This window comes from uncultured Shewanella sp., assembly GCF_947495455.1.
Taxonomy (GTDB): Bacteria; Pseudomonadota; Gammaproteobacteria; order Enterobacterales; family Shewanellaceae; genus Shewanella.
Genome location: NZ_CANLZC010000003.1, coordinates 68626 through 86958, shown reverse-complemented (window position 1 = coordinate 86958; position 18333 = coordinate 68626). Strand labels below are relative to the sequence as shown.

General features: G+C 38.5%; 18 protein-coding genes, 1 tRNA gene and 1 pseudogene. 11 read left to right on the top strand and 9 right to left on the bottom strand.

Annotation, left to right across the window (positions count from 1 at the left end):
* Positions 1 to 268 precede the first annotated feature (268 nt).
* Positions 269 to 1156, top strand: a complete 888-nt coding sequence (locus Q0791_RS01920) for an AEC family transporter (RefSeq protein ID WP_299002221.1) — start codon at positions 269 to 271, stop codon at positions 1154 to 1156.
* A 130-nt stretch (positions 1157 to 1286) separates the two neighbouring features.
* Here the strand turns inward: Q0791_RS01920 and Q0791_RS01915 are convergent, their stop codons facing one another.
* Positions 1287 to 1892: an HAD family phosphatase gene (locus Q0791_RS01915; RefSeq protein WP_299002219.1), complete on the bottom strand. Its 606-nt coding sequence runs from the start codon at positions 1890 to 1892 to the stop codon at positions 1287 to 1289.
* Positions 1893 to 2139: 247 nt separating this feature from the next.
* Between Q0791_RS01915 and Q0791_RS01910 the strand changes: the two genes are divergently transcribed.
* The 3 genes from Q0791_RS01910 (at position 2140) to Q0791_RS01900 (ending at position 6114) form a co-directional block, all read left to right on the top strand.
* Positions 2140 to 2796 (top strand): NAD(P)H-dependent oxidoreductase, encoded by a 657-nt coding sequence (locus tag Q0791_RS01910; protein WP_299002217.1) that lies wholly within the window; start codon positions 2140 to 2142, stop codon positions 2794 to 2796.
* A 287-nt stretch (positions 2797 to 3083) separates the two neighbouring features.
* Positions 3084 to 3620 carry a TetR/AcrR family transcriptional regulator gene (locus tag Q0791_RS01905; protein WP_299002215.1) on the top strand — a complete coding sequence of 179 codons (537 nt, stop codon included), beginning with the start codon at positions 3084 to 3086 and terminating at the stop codon, positions 3618 to 3620.
* A gap of 727 nt (positions 3621 to 4347) precedes the next feature.
* On the top strand, positions 4348 to 6114 hold the full coding sequence (locus Q0791_RS01900) for a hypothetical protein (protein ID WP_299002213.1): 1767 nt from the start codon (positions 4348 to 4350) through the stop codon (positions 6112 to 6114).
* A 308-nt stretch (positions 6115 to 6422) separates the two neighbouring features.
* Here Q0791_RS01900 and Q0791_RS01895 read toward each other — a convergent pair.
* Positions 6423 to 6513: transfer RNA gene (locus Q0791_RS01895), tRNA-Ser, on the bottom strand.
* 115 nt (positions 6514 to 6628) lie between these two features.
* Positions 6629 to 7834 carry a purine nucleoside transporter PunC gene (punC, locus tag Q0791_RS01890; protein ID WP_299002211.1) on the bottom strand — a complete coding sequence of 402 codons (1206 nt, stop codon included), beginning with the start codon at positions 7832 to 7834 and terminating at the stop codon, positions 6629 to 6631.
* 120 nt (positions 7835 to 7954) lie between these two features.
* Here punC and punR point away from each other — a divergent pair, with 120 nt between their 5' ends.
* The 7 genes from punR to Q0791_RS01855 all read left to right on the top strand — a co-directional run bounded on the left by punR (position 7955) and on the right by Q0791_RS01855 (position 11996).
* Positions 7955 to 8857: a DNA-binding transcriptional activator PunR gene (gene punR / locus Q0791_RS01885; protein ID WP_299002209.1), complete on the top strand. Its 903-nt coding sequence runs from the start codon at positions 7955 to 7957 to the stop codon at positions 8855 to 8857.
* A gap of 260 nt (positions 8858 to 9117) precedes the next feature.
* Positions 9118 to 9777: a Bax inhibitor-1/YccA family protein gene (locus Q0791_RS01880; protein ID WP_299002207.1), complete on the top strand. Its 660-nt coding sequence runs from the start codon at positions 9118 to 9120 to the stop codon at positions 9775 to 9777.
* A gap of 88 nt (positions 9778 to 9865) precedes the next feature.
* Positions 9866 to 10525, top strand: coding sequence for a pseudouridine synthase (locus Q0791_RS01875; RefSeq protein WP_299002278.1), 660 nt, complete (start codon positions 9866 to 9868; stop codon positions 10523 to 10525).
* A gap of 89 nt (positions 10526 to 10614) precedes the next feature.
* A complete protein-coding gene (tusD, locus tag Q0791_RS01870) occupies positions 10615 to 11004 on the top strand; it encodes a sulfurtransferase complex subunit TusD (RefSeq protein WP_299002205.1) in 390 nt (129 codons plus the stop codon).
* A 22-nt stretch (positions 11005 to 11026) separates the two neighbouring features.
* A complete protein-coding gene (tusC, locus tag Q0791_RS01865; protein ID WP_299002203.1) occupies positions 11027 to 11383 on the top strand; it encodes a sulfurtransferase complex subunit TusC in 357 nt (118 codons plus the stop codon).
* On the top strand, positions 11383 to 11664 hold the full coding sequence (tusB, locus tag Q0791_RS01860; RefSeq protein ID WP_299002201.1) for a sulfurtransferase complex subunit TusB: 282 nt from the start codon (positions 11383 to 11385) through the stop codon (positions 11662 to 11664). The genes tusC and tusB overlap by 1 nt, the downstream gene beginning before the upstream one ends.
* On the top strand, positions 11658 to 11996 hold the full coding sequence (locus tag Q0791_RS01855) for a TusE/DsrC/DsvC family sulfur relay protein (RefSeq protein ID WP_299002200.1): 339 nt from the start codon (positions 11658 to 11660) through the stop codon (positions 11994 to 11996). Before tusB ends, Q0791_RS01855 begins: the two co-directional genes overlap by 7 nt.
* 329 nt (positions 11997 to 12325) lie before the next feature.
* On the opposite strand, the gene cyoE is transcribed toward Q0791_RS01855, so the two are convergent.
* The 6 genes and pseudogenes from cyoE to Q0791_RS01825 form a co-directional block, all read right to left on the bottom strand.
* Positions 12326 to 13216, bottom strand: coding sequence for a heme o synthase (gene cyoE, locus Q0791_RS01850; RefSeq protein ID WP_299002199.1), 891 nt, complete (start codon positions 13214 to 13216; stop codon positions 12326 to 12328).
* Positions 13171 to 13506: a cytochrome o ubiquinol oxidase subunit IV gene (cyoD, locus tag Q0791_RS01845; protein ID WP_299002198.1), complete on the bottom strand. Its 336-nt coding sequence runs from the start codon at positions 13504 to 13506 to the stop codon at positions 13171 to 13173. The genes cyoE and cyoD overlap by 46 nt, the downstream gene beginning before the upstream one ends.
* Positions 13503 to 14114, bottom strand: a complete 612-nt coding sequence (gene cyoC, locus Q0791_RS01840) for a cytochrome o ubiquinol oxidase subunit III (protein ID WP_299002197.1) — start codon at positions 14112 to 14114, stop codon at positions 13503 to 13505. The genes cyoD and cyoC overlap by 4 nt, the downstream gene beginning before the upstream one ends.
* The gene (cyoB, locus tag Q0791_RS01835; RefSeq protein WP_299002196.1) at positions 14107 to 16080 is read right to left on the bottom strand and encodes a cytochrome o ubiquinol oxidase subunit I; all 1974 of its coding nucleotides are present in this window, start codon (positions 16078 to 16080) and stop codon (positions 14107 to 14109) included. The genes cyoC and cyoB overlap by 8 nt, the downstream gene beginning before the upstream one ends.
* Before the next feature lie 52 nt (positions 16081 to 16132).
* A pseudogene (gene cyoA, locus Q0791_RS01830) lies at positions 16133 to 16963 on the bottom strand (ubiquinol oxidase subunit II); the annotation flags it as partial.
* A gap of 746 nt (positions 16964 to 17709) precedes the next feature.
* Positions 17710 to 18213: a hypothetical protein gene (locus Q0791_RS01825; RefSeq protein ID WP_299002195.1), complete on the bottom strand. Its 504-nt coding sequence runs from the start codon at positions 18211 to 18213 to the stop codon at positions 17710 to 17712.
* Positions 18214 to 18333: the final 120 nt, after the last annotated feature.

Genomic DNA, 18333 nt, shown 5'->3' with positions numbered 1-18333 from the left:
TTCTGAGTTTCAGCCTCATAATAAAATAGGTTACACAAACTCAATAGTCACCTCGCTCTAATGCTTATCTTTAAGCCTAGTTGGCACGGATCCATTTGGCCACTATTGCATTCATAGTGATCGCCTCTCCAACAGCATCAACCTCGCTAATATTAAATCAGTGCTACACTAAAAAATCAGTGAATAGTCAACGCACAGTACCAAAGGCCAAAACGCTTAACATATTAAAATAGGCACTCATTTCAAGTGTGCTAAAGAGAAGCAAACAATGACACCACTTTTTCACAATGTAATTAACATTATTTTTCCTATTCTAATGATTGCTTTTCTGGGTTACCTCCTTGCTTTATTTAAACAAAAACTCGACATCAAGATGATCTCCAAATTAATGTCACACATTGGTTATCCTGCACTCATTCTAGCTCATATGCTAGGTCGAGACGTTCAAATTAATCAGCTATTAACTATGATGTTCGCCGCATTATTAATGTTTATCTTGTTTGCATTACTGGTTTACTTATTTTTACTCGCAACCAAACAGTCGATTCCCACTTATTTTTCTTGCTTAAGTGTGAATAATACAGGCAATATTGGGATCCCTATTTGCGCATTAGCATTTGGACATGACGGCATATTATTTGGGATCACCTTTGTCATTATTGGTATGCTATTCATGTTTATTGTCACTCCGGCAGTCACTTCAGGACAATGGAAGCTTAAAGAGGCCTTATTGAGCCCAAGTGTTTACAGTGTCATTCTGGCAATATGCATCATTTATTTCAAAATACAACTTCCTGCCCCCATTACTTCATCGTTACATATTCTAGGGGGTATGCCCATTCCTCTAATGCTGCTCACATTAGGCTATAGCTTGGCACAAATTAAATTAACCAATATCAAAATAGGCCTATTATTTTCTCTTGCTCACTTTATTATGGGTGCTGTTATTGCCTTATTTTTATCCCATTTATTTGATTTTAATGGTAATATGCGTGGTGTTCTAATTTTGCAATGTATTATGCCTGCGGCTGTCAATACTTACTTATGGATCTCAATCTTTAGACCACAAGATGCACCTCAAGTGTCAAGTATCATTTTTATTTCGACAATTTTAAGTATTGTTATTTTACCTCTAGCATTAACCTACTGGATATAAACACTACCTTAATTTGTACTATTAATTATACTATTTTCATTAATATATACCCGTAATGACCATCTATAATTGACTGAATTTTACTTTCAATTTCTCTGCTTACTTACATGATGATTTCATACCAGAAGATCTAAACATCAATATGATATTCTTTCAATGCAAAGAGTAGTTGCTCTGTAGAAAAAAATTGAATCGTATTAAAACCTAGTTGCGAAGCACCAGCGATATTGTCAGCCTTATCATCAATAAAAATACAATCTTTGGCCTGCAATCCTTCTTTATTCAGTAAATACTGAAATATTCTCACATCGGGTTTATTGATCTTTAATTGTCCCGAGACAACAATCCGTCTAAAGTACTGCCAAAATTGATAACGTTTAACTAAAAATTGATAAAAACTCTCACTCATATTCGTAATACAGTACAAGGCATAACCCGATGATGCTAGATCCCCCAAAAGCGTCAATGCACCAGCAACTGACAATAAAGATGTCTTAGCCATTACCATAAACTGTTGTAATTCTCTAACTGATAAATGCGCCCTTTGGGATAAGCTGGATACTAACTCGACTTCAGACAGCAGACCTTGATCAAACTGATCCCAAAGAGACAAAAATAGATGATTTTGTTTAATATTACCTAATGCTTCACTGACACGCGGAACCTGAGTAATAAACACCTCTGGTTTCCAAGTCAACAGCACGTTACCAATATCAAAAATAATCTTATATTGCATAGTTATCTGCTCAATGATGGTTTATATCGCTAAATTGGTATAACTCCCTTTAAAATTAAGGGTAGAAGATCCTGACCTTAAATACAGCATTTAAACACGCCTTCCTGTTTTTCCTACAAATAGGATTATCAAAAAATATTTGAAAATATGTTATCAGTAATACGGTTTTATTTCTGATACTTAGAAGCTATGATAAGCTATCGTTTTAGCGTTAGTGCTTTTAAAAATAAGATGTTGGAGCAATGAAATGACACACACAATCCTGAGTGATTTAAACAGCCGCTATACCACTAAGCGTTACGATCCTTCAAAAAAAGTATCGCCTGAAAACATGCAAATCATTTATGAAGCCATGCGACTTTCAGCCTCATCGATTAATTCACAACCCTGGAAGTTTATTGTGATTGAAAGTGAGCAGGCAAAACAACGAATGCATGATACCTTCATCAATAAATTTCAGTTTAATCAACCTCATATCAAATCTTGCTCCCATGTCATTCTCTTTGCTTATAACCCCCGTTATACCCGTGAAGATTATGCAAAAGTGGTGGATAAAAGTATTTTAGATAAGCGTGTAAAACTCGAGGATCGAGAACAAGCCTTTGGCGGCTTTGCTTTTGTTGATATCAATACCAATGAGAAAGGCAATAATGCTCACTGGACAAAAGCACAAACCTATTTAGCATTAGGTAACACCTTACATACTTTAGCGCGTTTAGGCATCGACTCCACAACTATGGAAGGTGTTGATAGTGAAATGATTGGTAAAGCTTTTGAAAAGGAATTAAAGGGTTATCAATGTGACGTGGCATTAGCTATCGGTTATCATCATATTGATGAAGACTACAATGTCAATTTGCCAAAGTCTCGTTTATCAACGGAAGATGTATTACAAGTGTTGTAACGGCTAACAATCTGGCATATTTTAAACAGTGACTCCCCCTAAAATATGTCAGCCCGCCCATTTACTAACAATAAGCCCATAATATTGATGACCATTTATTACCAAGCATTACACTTTCAAGTTGACATACTCCCCATAACCTCCTTAAAGTCACACAAATGAGAGAGAACTGGCGTTATCCTAACTCAGTAGGCCATGACTAGACACATTAAAAGAAGATGATTAAGATGTATTATGGACACTTTTAAAGCTGTCCATAAAAAGCATCATGCATTGGAGGCAACACCATGCCATTAATTCAAGAACAAATTTTAGATGCAGCCGAAAGCTACATTCGCAGCGGTGGATACAATAGTTTTAACTTTTCAGCACTTGCAGCAAAATTAAATATTAACACTGAAGAAATTGAACACTATTTTCCGACTAAGTCCGAACTTAGCATAGCCGTTGTACTAAGATATCGCCTTGCCGTAAATGATGCACTAGAAAAAATTAGCCAAGACTACACGAGTATTGAAGAAAGACTCTACCACTACGCCAATTTTTTTGAACGCGCCATCATTATTGATAACAAAATTTGTCCATGTACTATTCTAGGTGCTGAGATTGATGCCTTGCCCAGCGAAATACAATCTGAAGTCAAACAGTTTTTTATCGATAATATCAATTGGCTCTCAGTTGCTATTTTCGCTGATCAAAAAAATGCAAAATTAAGTGCACAACAACTTATCGCAAGTTTAGATGGCGCTGCGTTACTCGCAAAACTCTTAGGGGATAAAGGGCTCATTACCCAATTAATTGCCCGCTTTACACAGAAGCACTAGCTGCTCAAACCCATTTACTTTTAATACCAAAAATTCACCAATGAAAAGAGAAGGTTATTCACTTAAAGTCGTGTTCAAATAATAGGGGCACTTCTATACGCTCATGTCCCCCAACGCCTTCTTGCCCTCTATTTTATGTTCCCTATTATTGCAATATTCTCCAATAAAATAAAAAGAGTAAAACAGATTAATCACATTTTTTATCGGCTTCATCTATAAAATAAAAAGATAATAAGGACATCGACGTCCCAACTAAATACCAAAGTACAATTGACAAGTCAGGTCAACACAAAAATCCAATAAGGTTTGAAATATCATTATATTTAATAATTTAAAATTACAGAGCCCTACATCTTACTGAAAAATATTGACATTCATTTTTACGTATTTACGAACAAACAATTGAGATAGCTTTATTGACATAATATTATGTTTCTAAACATATGTTGTTCAGGATTTATTCAGTTTAATATTAAATTATCCCTCTATAAAAACATTAAGCATTAACGCTTGTAAGCTTTACTAATAGGAAATTGGAGAATAATAACCAGTTTAATTCTAATCATCATAAAATTATTATCAATTAAGGCTCAATAAACTCACTCATCCAATAAAAACGATTAATACAAGAACTTTCAAAGAGTATCAGAATATAAATAAAATTACACTTTCATTTATAAAGCCTTTCACTCCAAATAAAAATGCTATATTGGAAAAAATATAAACAATGAAATTAATCACGCTTTTTTCAAATAATCATCCAAAATTTTCAATTGACAAACGTAATACCATAAAAAAATTGGGATGGGCTTCGGCCGCACTCGCCTCAACAGCAATACAGCCTTCTTTTAGCGTCTCAGCCAATACAAGTTCTCCATCCGACGATCTTACATCAACTCAAAAAACAAATTTGAGCACTTATTCACCTTATAGCAATATTGAAAGCAATACACAGTGGCTTAAAGGTGATATTCACAGTCACGTTGATAATTTTATTGGTAACGAGCGTTACGGCGGTGGCAGTTCCTATCTTGGTGGCCGAGTGACCAACGGCGAATTAATGTCAATTTTAAGTAAACAAGGCCTGTCTTTTGGCGGCCTCACGGGCCATGAATGTTTTCTGGGAGAGCATAATGATCCAGATGGGATCAATGCACCAGCGCTCATCATGAGTGACATACCCGACAATTTCACTCCCATCACCTTACTTGAAAATCAAAACCAAAACGAAAGACCAAATTGGCCCAGTGATCATGCTTATGATGAACTCTGGCAAAGTATCGATTATGACTATGGTCACATACACAGGCTTTACCCCGATAGCCCTATAGACAAAGGCTTTATTATTGGCCACCCTGATTACTACGGTGATACCGAAACATTACAACAAATTGAAGAAGCCTGTAAGCCCATCGACACAGCCCAACCAGAGCAACGTCAACGTGTACTAGGTGTTGAAACTTACAATCGCTTTGCCGATGACAGATGCACGACTGATATTGAAGCATTAGGCTCCAAAGAAGCTAATCCTTTTGGTTTTGAAGTATGGGATCTTCTCTTAAATGCCCCACAACATGATTACCCAATTTGGGCTTTTGCCTCTGATTGCAGCTTCCTACACGCGCATAATCTTGACGATACCAACAGCGATTGGGGTGAGCCAACGACACTAGGGCTTCCTCCAGCTGTCACTTACCGAAACAATAAAGGTCTTATCACTCTTGCACTCAGTGAAGATTTTAATCACCTTTCATTAATAGAAAGACAAGCTCAGATCCGTGATAACATTAGTGCAGGGAAATTTTACGCCACATGTGGTCATTTTGCTTTCACTCAAATTCGTTACGATGACCAAACACACACACTAACCGTCAGCTCAGACACTGATGTTGAATGGGTCGTATACCATAATCGAGAACAAATTCCCTTAGCCCTTAACTCACAGGGTCAATGCTATATCAAAAAAAACCAAGACACGATGAGCATCACTTGCCAACATGCTAATATTGAAACTCAAATAGGAGGCTATACCCGTTTAGAAGCGCGAGTGACAAGGGAAATGGTGATCAGTAGCATTGAAGCAGACTGTTTTTATGACACAGGTTTTGATGATAGTCCAGTATGGTCTCGTCCCCTAATGATCACAGGCGATTTGACTCAAATAGCGACGCCCGGTGAGTTATTACATTTCGTTTCAAAAACAAGTCAAACAGGTGAAGTCAATGATAATATTGGCGTCATACCAGCTATCATTCTTGGCAGTGAACGAACATCAACAGGTGATACGCTCATCTATGTTTTTAATGATCTTAATCAAGGTCATTATACCGATCCCGATTTGAACACGCAGCATTATTTATGCGAGCTTGATACTAACTCAACCGATCTTATTACCATGAAAATCGTACAACGCGCTTGGTTACAGCCCGCTTGGTCTAATCCAAGTAAAGCATTTATGCAAGCCGCAGCGCACTTAAATCAAGCCACAGGATAAATCCTGCTTCATGGGAAAAAGGAGTATGTGATCCGCCCATCATCGCTCATGAGTCTTTCTTAAACAATCATGGCTAATAACAAAAAGATTGGGATTTACCCCCTTATAAAATAGGGGATAACCCCATTTTCTATCCAATAAGTTTAGACACAAAAAAGCCCATCTAAAATGATGGGCTTTTTTGTTCTATTTGGCTCAGAGATAGGAATTTGAACCCTACATTGACATGCTACAAATCTATGTCATAAACCATCTGAATTTAGATATAAAAAAACCGCTGTAAAAAACAGCGGTTTAATCTTTTAATATGGCGGAGAGATAGGGATTTGAACCCTAGATGGGCTACAAACCCATGCCGGTTTTCAAGACCGGTGCATTCGACCACTCTGCCATCTCTCCACTGCCGCGAATAATATAAGCTACAGGTTAACTTGTAAAGTCTAAGTATTAAAAAAATAACTAAGTGATGACTTAACAATCAATTTAATCAAAATAACCTGATTGAAAACACAGCCTACTGAGTAACTGTAGATAAATCACGTTTACATTGATAACCTCTAAGCTTATAAGCCGCGAGCACTAATAAACCACAAATGCCGATCCCAACACCAATGGCCATCTCACCTTTAGCTGCCCACATTGCCACAATACTTGAAGCGCCAAATGAAACACTGATCTGAATAAAATTTTGTAAACCTGCTGCTTTTGCCGCATTTTCAGTAAATTCTTGCAAAGCACTATTCACCACAATCGGATAAATGCCCCCATTAGCCGCAGCCAATACAGAGAAAATAATCAGTAGAGGATACAAACTCAATTCTGTAAAAATGAGAGTACAAGTCGCGATGCCCATTACACATACAGCAAACAAAATCAGCAACACTTTTAATGCTTTTTCTGCCCCTAGCTTACGGATAACCATTTTGCTAGCATAACCCCCAACAATAAACATGATGGTTTGTGGAATAAAACTTAAGCCGATTTCTGTCGCTGCAAACCCATGTTGCTCCATCACAATAGGCCAAAGCGTCAAATAAGCAAAAAAGGCACCTGAACAAGCGCCAAAAATGAATACATTACCTAAATAACGATTATTTTTTAAAATCGAGCAATAGGAAATGTTTTTCGGTTTAACCGCACTTTTAGCCTGTTTATCACTTGGTACAAGAACCAAAGTGAATAAAACAAGTGCAATTGCCAACCCAGTTAAAGTAAAGAAAATCCCTTCCCAACCAGTAATATTCAATAAAAATGCACCTAAAATTGGCGCTAATGCAGGTGATAGAGCAACCAAAGGCATCACATTAGCGAAAACCCCTTGTGCCTTTTCTGCATCATATTTTTCAATGACTATCGCTTGCCAGATCACCCCAGCGCTACAGGCTCCCAATGCTTGGAAAAAACGTGCTATATTAAAACTCAGAATCGTTTCACTGCTGGCTAACCAAAAACTGGCTAGGCCGAAAATCACTAGGCCTAAGATCAATGCTCCACGCTTTCCCATACGTTGCACTAATGGGCCATACAATAATTGCCCTAACGCTAATCCAGCCAAGAAACTGGTTAGCGACATGGCCACATGGCTCGATTGAGCGTCGAAGCTGGTTTCAATCGCTTTAAATGCAGGTAAATACATGTCGGTTGCAATAAAACCTAACATGCTCAATAAGGCAAGATAAGCGAGAAATAAGAAATATTTAACATCAATAATTGAATTCATAAGCTAAAAAATTAAGACTAAGTAAAACAGCGGCACAGTTTAATCATTTGCTAAAAGCTTGTGAAACGTTTATTTTTGAACTTAGCTATCAAATAATCTCATAGCAAGGAATTGCCGATAATGCTCTCAGAACAATCACTTCAACTTATCGATATGGTCGCGCGTGTCGGCAGTTTCACTGCTGCTGCCAATAAATTACACAAAGTACCTTCAGCGGTAAGTTATGCCGTAAAACAAGTAGAAGAAGAATTAGGCGTGATATTATTTGAGCGCCATCATCGTAGCGTCAGCCTCACCCCTGCTGGCGAATATTTTGTGAAACACGCTCGCAGCTTACTGACGAATATGGAAGAAATGCGCAGTGACACTAAGCGCATTGCCAATGGCTGGCAACCGACTTTATCCATCGCCTTTGATAATATTGTGCGCGCAGATAAAATTAGCACCTTGATTGCTGACTTTTATCGTACATTCAAAAATGTCGAGCTGATTATTCGCATCGAAGTCTTTAATGGCGTATGGGAGTCCATTGCCACTAAACGCAGTGATATTGCCATTGGTGCCACCACGGCCATCCCTGTAGGAGGCGAGTTTCACTTTAAAGACATGGGCGAAATAGAATGGGCTTTTCTGGTGAGTAATCATCACCCCTTAGCGCCCATTACACGCCCACTTCAAGATGACGAAATGCGCCCATATCCCTCAATTTGTTTAGAAGATACCTCCAGAGAAATTCCCAAACGTATGACCTGGTTGCTTGAGAATCAACGGCGTTTAGTGGTGCCAGATTGGATCCGCGCCATAAACTGTTTCCGTGAAGGGCTAGGAATAGGCTACATGCCAATGCATTTCGCAGCGCCTTTTATTAAAACCGGTGCGTTAATTGAAAAACAGCTTGAACGGCCAAAAGCCCCCAGTCCTTGTTGTCTTGCTTGGAACGCATCAAATCAATCCCCCGCAATGGCATGGGTATTAGATTATTTAGGTGATACTAAAAAGCTCCATAAAGATTGGTTAGATTAACAACATGCTCTATTTTGCACGCTTATGCCTCTGATCTGTGAATGACTTTGATGAAAACAAATGCGCAAAAAAACCGATTTATCTGACATTTCTGCCATTTTTGTATAAACTTTAATCAGACTCTCTTTAACCTTGACGCTGGCTGAGGTATGATTTAATGAATGAGTAAGTGATTTTGTAAAATAACAGGATGTTAGAACAGTAGCACCTTTATATCACTACACTGTCTTTACTTAATCAATCTGTTTTTGGAGAAAGCTATGTCACAACAAACGGTTTATTCTGCTGATCAATCCAGACTGCAAGTAAACAAACTTTTAAAAAATACCTATATGTTATTGTCAATGACATTAGCCTTTTCAGCCGTTTGTGCCGGCTTGGCAATGGCAATATCAATTGGGCCTATGATGTCTCTCGGACTCTCTATTGGCAGCTTAATCTTGCTTTTTGTTACGCTAAAAAAAGCCGAAAGCCAATCGGGTATTTTTTGGGTTTTCGCTTTTACTGGCATGCAAGGAGCATCTTTAGGTTACATCCTTAGCCATTATGCAGGTATGGCCAATGGCCCTCAACTCATCATGCAAGCACTAGGACTGACCTCTCTGATCTTTATCACACTATCAGGTTATGCCATTACCACTAAAAAAGACTTCTCGTTCATGAGAGGCTTCTTAGTGGCAGGTCTGGTAATCGTCATTGTCGGTTCCATTGTCAATATTTTCCTCGGTAGTGGACCAGTATTTATGGCGATGAATGCAGGGCTGGCATTGTTAATGACTGGCTTTATTTTATATGATACGAGCCGCATCGTTAACGGTGGTGAAACCAACTATATTCGAGCAACAGTTTCATTATATTTAGATTTTATTAATCTATTTATCGCTCTACTTAACTTGATGGGAATTGGTAATAACGATTAATTATCCTTTTACCTTTCAAAATCTCTTTCAAAGGCCCAACATGGGCCTTTTTTATTTAATAAGTCAAGATTAAAGATTTATCAATGTGATGCCAAATATTCAGCCCCTCAAACTAAATTCAACGCTCATTGATCCCTTAAATCCAGAACAAACAGCTTCTTCCCTTCATTACTTTAAACTGTTCAAGCCCTATGGATGTTTAAGTCAATTTGTACAAGAAGCTAAAAGGCCCAAACAAGTATTAGGTGATCTTTACCCTTTTCCAAAAAAGACCATGGCTGTGGGGCAACTCGATCATGACTCTGAAGGATTATTATTACTCACCACCGACGGTCAATTTAGCTATAATATTTGCGGTAAACATGTTGAAAAAGAGTATTGGATACAACTCGATGGCGAAGTGAATGAGGAGGCACTTAGGCGATTACAAAGGGGGGTGGAAATCGGCATTAAAGGCAAAAAGTATCAAACCTTACCTTGCAAAATCCGTCAACTTCACACTAAACCCACACTGCCACCACGAGGCCGACAAATTCGCGATGCCAGACATGGTCCAACGAGCTGGATAAGTATCTGTCTCAGTGAAGGAAAAAATCGGCAAATACGTAAAATGACAGCCGCAGTAGGATTACCGACTTTGCGATTAATTCGTGTACGAATTGGCAATATTCAACTCGAACACTTACAACCTGGTGAAGTTGAAAATATTGCTGACCAAATCGAAAATAGTCACCTCAAGAAAGACTGACATTCGCACTAAGGTTAACACACAAAAAATCCCCTCATGGTCGATTTTGCGTTACCATAGACACATTATTTGAAAGTATCTCCCTTTACATGAGCAAATTTATCATACAAGTCAACAGCCCCGCATACAGTACCAGTGCCAGCTATCGAGCTTATCGTTGCACAAAAGCGGTATTAGAAGCTGGCCATGATGTCTTACATATTTTTTTTTACCAAGATGGAGTATTCAATACCAATCAACTCAATACACCGGCTAATGATGAACTTGATTTACATGCTGCGTGGCAAACCTTAAGCGAACAATACCAAATCCCGCTGGTCAACTGTGCATCAGCAGCGCTAAGAAGGGGCGTAATCTCCGAAACGGAAGCAAAAGAAAATGGCTATTCACACTGGAATATGCAGCCCCCTTTTACCATGGCAGGATTAGGCGAACTGGTAACCGGCATTGAAAAAGCCGATAGACTGCTCAGTTTTTAAGAAAAATGTTTTAGGAACCCAGATGAAAAAAGTCACTATTATTTTCAGAAAAGGCCCACATGACAATACAGCAGGAAGAGAAGGGTTCGATCTTGCCTTACTCAGCGCAAGTTATGATCAAGAAGTCAGCTTAATTTTCACCTTTGACGGCCTGTTTAACTTACTCAAAGAGCAGGCACCAGAACGTATCGGTTGCAAAGATTATATTGCCACCTTTAAGGCATTACCTTTATACGACATAGACACTATTCTCGTGTGCAAAGAGAGCATGGATACTTTTGGATTAACTGATGATGATTTTTTTATTCCCACCACAGTTTGTGAGCCAGACAGGATCCAAAAACAATTACAATCTGCCGATCAAGTTTGGGTATTTTAATGATTTTACACCACATTCAACATTCTGCCAATGAAGACAATGCCCTAGCAACTTGCCTTCGCTATGCCGCAAATCATGACAGCCTATTATTCAGCGGCAATGGGCTTTACACCTTATTACAAACACCATGGCAAGAACAGCTAAAAGCATACACGATTTTTTTATTAAAAGACGATGTGAATGCCAGAGGGTTAGCCTCTCGATTATCTCACTTTAACATCATAGATTATAGCGAATTTATCAACCAAACACTCAAGCACGAAAAGGTCATCACGTGGTAAAACATATTACTTTTAATCACCGACAAATTGAAGTCGATCACCAAGGTTACTTGAAAAATGTCACCGACTGGTCTCCCGATCTGGGTGAGGTAATCGCACAACTAGACAATATTCAACTCACTGATGCTCACTGGGAAGTGATACATTTTGTACGTGATTTTTACTTAGAATATAAAACCAGCCCAGCTATTCGTGTATTAGTAAAAGCAATAGGGCAAACCTTAGGCAGTGAGAAAGGTAACTCTAAATATTTGTATAAGCTGTTTCCACAGGGCCCCGCTAAACAAGCCACTAAAATTGCAGGCTTGCCTAAGCCAGCCAAATGTATTTAACCTGAACTCGGGATAAGCAGCGCCGCTTAATAGCGCTATTTTTGCCCCTATCTGTGTTGTGCTTTCTATTAATAGCCTGCTATTAGATACGAAATCTCGCCTTGATATCGACAAAAATTGCAGTATTAAGCCAATTTTGAAAATAAAGGATAACCCAATTTTATTTAATTTGCTGATATTAAATGAATTTCATAATATTGTTGACACTCATTATCCCGAGTTCAGGTTATTTAATTGTATTCCCTTAAAAAACAGCCAACAAAAAAGGAATGATGCCTAAAACATCATTCCTTTTTAATGATCTTATGACTCACACCGTTTCTATTAGCTTATAAACCTAAACCAATTAACAAACTAAAAATACTAATAATAATGATAGAAAAGAAGAACATCTTCTTCGCCCATTTTTTATCATCTTTCGTTGAAAAACCTTGCCAAGCCAATTTAATCCACCATGCACTCAGTACAAGCATAGTAATCAAGTAAATCTTACCCGCATAACCTAAGGCATACAGCAGCACACAAGTCAGACTGAACGCGATCACATATGCCAAGCTGTGTACTTTGACTGTGGATATCGCTCTCGTTACCGATAAAATAGGAATACTCGCATTACGATAATCCTTAGAGCGAAATACGCCAATGGCATAAGAATGGGGTATTTGCCACAGAATACTGATTAAAACCAGAGTGATCACGCCAGCATCCAGATGATTACTCACAGCACAATACCCCACAGCCATTGGCATTGCACCCGATACAGCACCAATCACAGTGCCGTATTCAGTATGACGCTTAGCCCATAAGCTATATACACCCACATAGAAAATAAAGCCAATCGCCCCCATTGCGAGTGTCAGTAAGTTAATACTGCCTAAAAAGGCAAAACCTAGCCCACCGAGCAACACACCATAACTTAGCGCAAACCAATCTGGCAGCAGCCCACGCACCATAACGCGAGTTTGCGTGCGCTCCATCAACTTATCAATGTCTTTGTCTATGTAATTATTAAAAACACAACCAGAGGCAATGACTAAGCTGATCCCTATGATGACTTTAAACAGGAGAGCAGCATGCCACTCTCCTTTTGACGCAAGAAAAAAGCAGCCTATCACAGTGATAAGATTGCCCAGTATAATACCGGGCTTAGTCACTGAAATAAGATCTTTTAACCTTAGTGCATCATCATCATGTTGATTCTGAGGTTGTACATGATCCATAGTGAACCTGCTAATAAAATGGCAACAATCACGGCGGTAAAAACAAAGGAAAGGAAATTCCATCCTTGTTCAGACTTAGTGTTTAAGTGTAAGAAAAAAACTAATTGCACAATTAATTGTGCGACACCTAAAACAACAATCGCCATTACCACAGTAGTCAATGGCAAACTTTGCTCAACCACAAGGTAATATGGAATGACTGTCAATAAAATAGACAGAATGAAGCCTATAATATAAGACTTTAGGGTGCCATGATCGGCACCACTACTGGTAGTGTGTGATCCACTCATGAAATCGCTCCCATTAGATACACCACGGTAAAGACACAAATCCAAATAATATCAAGAAAGTGCCAAAATAAGCTCAGACAAGTCAATCGCGTTTTCACTTGCTTGGTCAGGCCAAATTTAGCCACACTGAAGATCATGATCACCATCCAGATCAAACCAAGAAATACGTGTAAACCATGAGTGGCTACCAAGCCAAAAAATGAAGAGAGAAATGCACTGGCTTGCCAGCTATGACCTTCAATCACAAGCTCATGGAACTCATAAAGTTCCATACCAATAAAGCCTGCTCCTAATAGGAAAGTGACGATTAACCAGCCAATCACTTGACAAGACTTCTCTTTATGCATGGCCAGCATAGCTAAACCATAAGTAAAGCTACTGGTTAACAATAAAAAGGTTTCTACCAGTACAAAAGGCATGTTAAACAATTCAGCCGCTGAAGGCCCGCCAAAGGTACTGCTACTCAATACTGCATAAGTTGCAAACAAGGTTGCAAACAAAATGCAGTCACTCATGATATAAATCCAAAACCCAAATACGGTAGTTGAGCTTTCATCATGCTCATGGGCATGATCTGTATGAACGCTATCTACTGCAAGACTAGACATTTTGAGCCCTCAATTTTTCGGTCGCTTCAACTTCTGCTGCTGGTACATAGTAATCAACATCTGTATCGAAACAACGACAAACAAAGCTGATAAACATACCAATAACACTCACGCCAGCAAGCCACCAAATATGCCAGATCATGGCAAAACCAAACACTAAGGAAAATGCGGAAATAATAAATCCAGCACTGGTATTACGTGGCATATGAATATCTACATATGGACGTGTTTCTTTAGGTAATTTGCCACCGTTTTTCTGCTTATCTTCCCAAAAGCTATCACGGCTACCCACAACTGGCGTAAAGGCAAAATTATAATGCGCTGGAGGTGAACTGGTTTGCCATTCAAGCGTACGGCCATCCCATGCATCACCAGTCACATCAAGGTTTTCTTTACGATCACGAATACTGACGTAAAGTTGAACCACTTGACAAGCAATACCTAACATCACCATGACCGCACCCGACAATGCCACCAATAACAAGGGCTGCCAGCCCGTTGATGGATCATAATGACTTAAGCGACGCGTCATGCCCATAAAGCCAAGGGCGTATAATGGAATAAAGGCAAAATAGAAGCCAACTACCCAGAACCAAAACGCACGTTTACCCCACTTTTTCTCTTCAAGCTTGAAACCAAAAGCTTTAGGGAACCAGTAGCTGTAGCCCGCAAACATACCAAAGACCACACCACCAATAATCACATTATGGAAGTGAGCAATCAGGAATAAACTATTATGTAACAAGAAGTCTGCACCGGGCACCGCAAGTAAGACCCCTGTCATTCCACCCACAGTAAAAGTTGACAAGAAAGCCAGCGTCCACATGATTGGCAAATTCATCTTTAAACGGCCACGATAAATCGTGAATAGCCAGTTAAAAATCTTCACCCCTGTCGGAATAGAAATAATCATGGTGGCAATACCAAAGAAAGCATTGACGTTTGCCCCCGCCCCCATGGTAAAGAAGTGATGTAACCAGACACTAAAAGCCAGAATAGAAATCACACCCGATGCATACACCATAGAAGTGTAACCAAACAAGCGCTTACGAGCGAAGGTACTGACCACTTCTGAAAATACACCAAAAGCCGGTAAAATCAGAATATACACTTCTGGGTGACCCCAAATCCAGATGAGATTCACATACATCATCTGATCGCCGCCACCTGTGGCAGTAAAGAAATGCGTCCCCAAATAACGATCTAACGCCAGTAATGCCAATGTCACCGTTAAGACTGGAAACGCAGCAATAATCAGAATATTGGTAAATAAGGCTGTCCAAGTGAAAATGGGCATACGCATTAACTTCATTCCTGGGCAACGCATTTTGAAAATCGTCACTAAGAAGTTAATACCTGTAAGCAATGTACCAATACCTGAGATCTGCAGACTCCAGATATAATAATCAACACCGACCCCTGGACTACCAGACAGTTCAGATAAAGGCGGATAAGCTAACCAGCCTGTGGTCGCAAACTCGCCAATGCCTAATGAGATATTGACCAGCGCCATGCCAGCAACAAATAGCCAAAAACTCAAGGAGTTCATAAAAGGAAAAGCAACATCGCGAGCACCAATTTGCTGTGGTACAACAATGTTGATTAAACCTATCACTAACGGCATTGCCACAAAGAAAATCATGATCACGCCATGAGCGGTAAAGATCTGATCATAATGCTCTGGCGGTAAATAGCCTTCATTACCACTGGCAATGGCCAATTGCAGGCGCATCATGATGGCATCAGAAAAGCCACGTAACATCATGACAAAGGCAACGAGAATATACATTATGCCGATTTTTTTATGATCAACAGATGTGATCCACTCATCCCACAAATAACGCCATTTATCTGCTTTTTGAATGCGATACCCAATATACAGCACCACCAAGATCATCATCACTGATGCAACAAGGGGCAAGGGGTTATGCCAAGGAATGGCATCCCATGTTAACTTACCAAACATCTTATTCCTGCCTTAAAATAAAGTTACGATCCGCATCTTGCATGCCCGGCATCATGTACTTGTCGACAATTTGCTGAAACATGTTTGGCTCTACCGTTGAAAAATATTCAACAGGATGAGCGATACTCTTTTGCCGTAAAACGTTATAAGTGGCCTTATCCAAGGTATGTTGAGACTGTTTCACTTCATTCACCCAAGCATTAAAACCATCAACACTGGTGGCTGTCGCAGTGAACGTCATATCAGAGAAACCTTCACCACTGATATTGGCCGACATTCCTCTGTAGGTACCTTCTTCATTCGCAATCAAGTGCAACTTCGTTGTCATACCTGTCATAGCGTAAATTTGACCACCTAGCTGAGGAATGAAGAAAGAATTCATCGGTGCATCTGAGGTAATTTTGAAATTAACGGGTACATTAGCAGGAAATTCAATGTGATTTACCGTTGCAAAATGCTGCTCAGGATAAATAAATAGCCATTTCCAATCTAAAGCAACCACTTCAATCGTTATCGGCTTGACATCACTATCTAATGGCTTATAAGGATCCAATTCATGTGTCGTTGTCCAAGTTATCGCTGCTAATACAGCAATAATGACCAAAGGCACACCCCAGACCCACAGCTCAATTTTTGTGGAGTGACACCAATCAGGCAAATACGTTGCCTTAGTATTTGACTCACGATACTTCCATGCAAATACAAATGTCATCACAAGTACTGGGATCACTACAATTAGCATTAATAGTAATGCAGTGATAATCAATGATTTTTCATCGGCACCCACTTGACCTTTAGGATCAAGCGCACCCATTTCACAACCACTGAGTAATAAAGTGAATGGTACTAATAACCAGAAAATATATTTTTTACATATATTCATGTTACAACTCGATTAAAATGTTTTAAGAGTACGCACACTCAATCAGCATAAAGTCATTCTTACACCGCATGTGAGTATGTCATATATTACATCAATTTTATTTTTAAAATTATTTAAACATCTTCCTTAATAAAATTAACAAAAAAGAAAAAAATAGTTTAAACATATAAACCATCACCCTAAACAAAAATCAAAAAAACATCAAAAATAATAAGTTAGATGTTATTCTCAATCGCGTTAAAATCAATAAAACTAAAAAACGGATTATCTATAAATGCTCAAAAAAACATTAAAATGAGTATTTATAGACATCATTATGTTACAGCCTTATTTTTTCCACGGGCTAATATAAGGCAATCTCAAACAACAATCAAAATAAAAATATCAACATCTCTTTTTTTATTTCCCATTGGCCAATTCATCCAAATAAAGGAAATAATATTCACTCAGTTTGTTTTAAATTTAAATATTAAAATATACTTATCGCAACGACACAAACAAATTCCGCATCAACAAACCAAAATAAAAAACAAAATATACATTTATTTAAACAATGTATATTTTCAATTGTAATATTCAATAATGCTCAAACTTAATATATTAAGTTTACACATGCTATCGACTCCCCTTACGACTTATACGATTAACAAGCAAAAAGATACTTCCTAGTTTCTACAATAAAAAAGATTATTATTATTCATATTTATCAACAAAATACTCATAAAAAAGAGAATAAAATAATGGTATTATGGATAGATATAATAACGCCCCATATTTTGGTTTATATCAAATACAGCCCCTTCCTTTTCCTGACTGAAAATATAGCGTCCTTCTAATGCATTTTTACAGACCAAAGTAATAGAATAACGTAAGATGTACGAGCCAATCGCATCTCTTCCTTCTAGATAGCCCACATTTTGTGCCAACTTTCGATATTTATAAGCGCCTATAAATGAACGGTTTTTCTCTAACTCAACAAACACATAACTATTTTTTGAAAAATCCATTTCAATCAGTCTATCAGCAAAGGGATCATCAGGCGCATAGTTTGGATCTGTCACAAACACAATCTTGGCCTGATTAAGTGAATGAGGGGATCCGCATTCAGTAACAGGCATACTCTCCGTTACGCTGTTGTCTGTCACTTGAGCTTGCGCTAAACCTAGCACTCCCCCCAAAAAAATGACTAAATTTAGCAACATTAACAAGCAGATACGCCCCCCTCTATCTGGCCTACTTTTTAGCTTCATTGAATCTTACCTTATCTCTTAAACTTTCACTGTGTTATATTAATTTAGCTATATGCCCCTTATCGCCATTGAAACGCCTTATTTTCAATGTGAACTCCCACAGCAATCATATCAATATAG

Coding starts and splice junctions, on each gene's coding strand:
- Q0791_RS01920 (WP_299002221.1), top strand. CDS start 269: ATGACACCACTTTTTCACAATGTAATTAACATTATTTTTCCTATTCTA.
- Q0791_RS01915 (WP_299002219.1), bottom strand. CDS start 1,892: ATGCAATATAAGATTATTTTTGATATTGGTAACGTGCTGTTGACTTGG.
- Q0791_RS01910 (WP_299002217.1), top strand. CDS start 2,140: ATGACACACACAATCCTGAGTGATTTAAACAGCCGCTATACCACTAAG.
- Q0791_RS01905 (WP_299002215.1), top strand. CDS start 3,084: ATGCCATTAATTCAAGAACAAATTTTAGATGCAGCCGAAAGCTACATT.
- Q0791_RS01900 (WP_299002213.1), top strand. CDS start 4,348: ATGAAATTAATCACGCTTTTTTCAAATAATCATCCAAAATTTTCAATT.
- punC (WP_299002211.1), bottom strand. CDS start 7,834: ATGAATTCAATTATTGATGTTAAATATTTCTTATTTCTCGCTTATCTT.
- punR (WP_299002209.1), top strand. CDS start 7,955: ATGCTCTCAGAACAATCACTTCAACTTATCGATATGGTCGCGCGTGTC.
- Q0791_RS01880 (WP_299002207.1), top strand. CDS start 9,118: ATGTCACAACAAACGGTTTATTCTGCTGATCAATCCAGACTGCAAGTA.
- Q0791_RS01875 (WP_299002278.1), top strand. CDS start 9,866: ATGCCAAATATTCAGCCCCTCAAACTAAATTCAACGCTCATTGATCCC.
- tusD (WP_299002205.1), top strand. CDS start 10,615: ATGAGCAAATTTATCATACAAGTCAACAGCCCCGCATACAGTACCAGT.
- tusC (WP_299002203.1), top strand. CDS start 11,027: ATGAAAAAAGTCACTATTATTTTCAGAAAAGGCCCACATGACAATACA.
- tusB (WP_299002201.1), top strand. CDS start 11,383: ATGATTTTACACCACATTCAACATTCTGCCAATGAAGACAATGCCCTA.
- cyoE (WP_299002199.1), bottom strand. CDS start 13,216: ATGGATCATGTACAACCTCAGAATCAACATGATGATGATGCACTAAGG.
- cyoD (WP_299002198.1), bottom strand. CDS start 13,506: ATGAGTGGATCACACACTACCAGTAGTGGTGCCGATCATGGCACCCTA.
- cyoC (WP_299002197.1), bottom strand. CDS start 14,114: ATGTCTAGTCTTGCAGTAGATAGCGTTCATACAGATCATGCCCATGAG.
- cyoB (WP_299002196.1), bottom strand. CDS start 16,080: ATGTTTGGTAAGTTAACATGGGATGCCATTCCTTGGCATAACCCCTTG.
- Q0791_RS01825 (WP_299002195.1), bottom strand. CDS start 18,213: ATGAAGCTAAAAAGTAGGCCAGATAGAGGGGGGCGTATCTGCTTGTTA.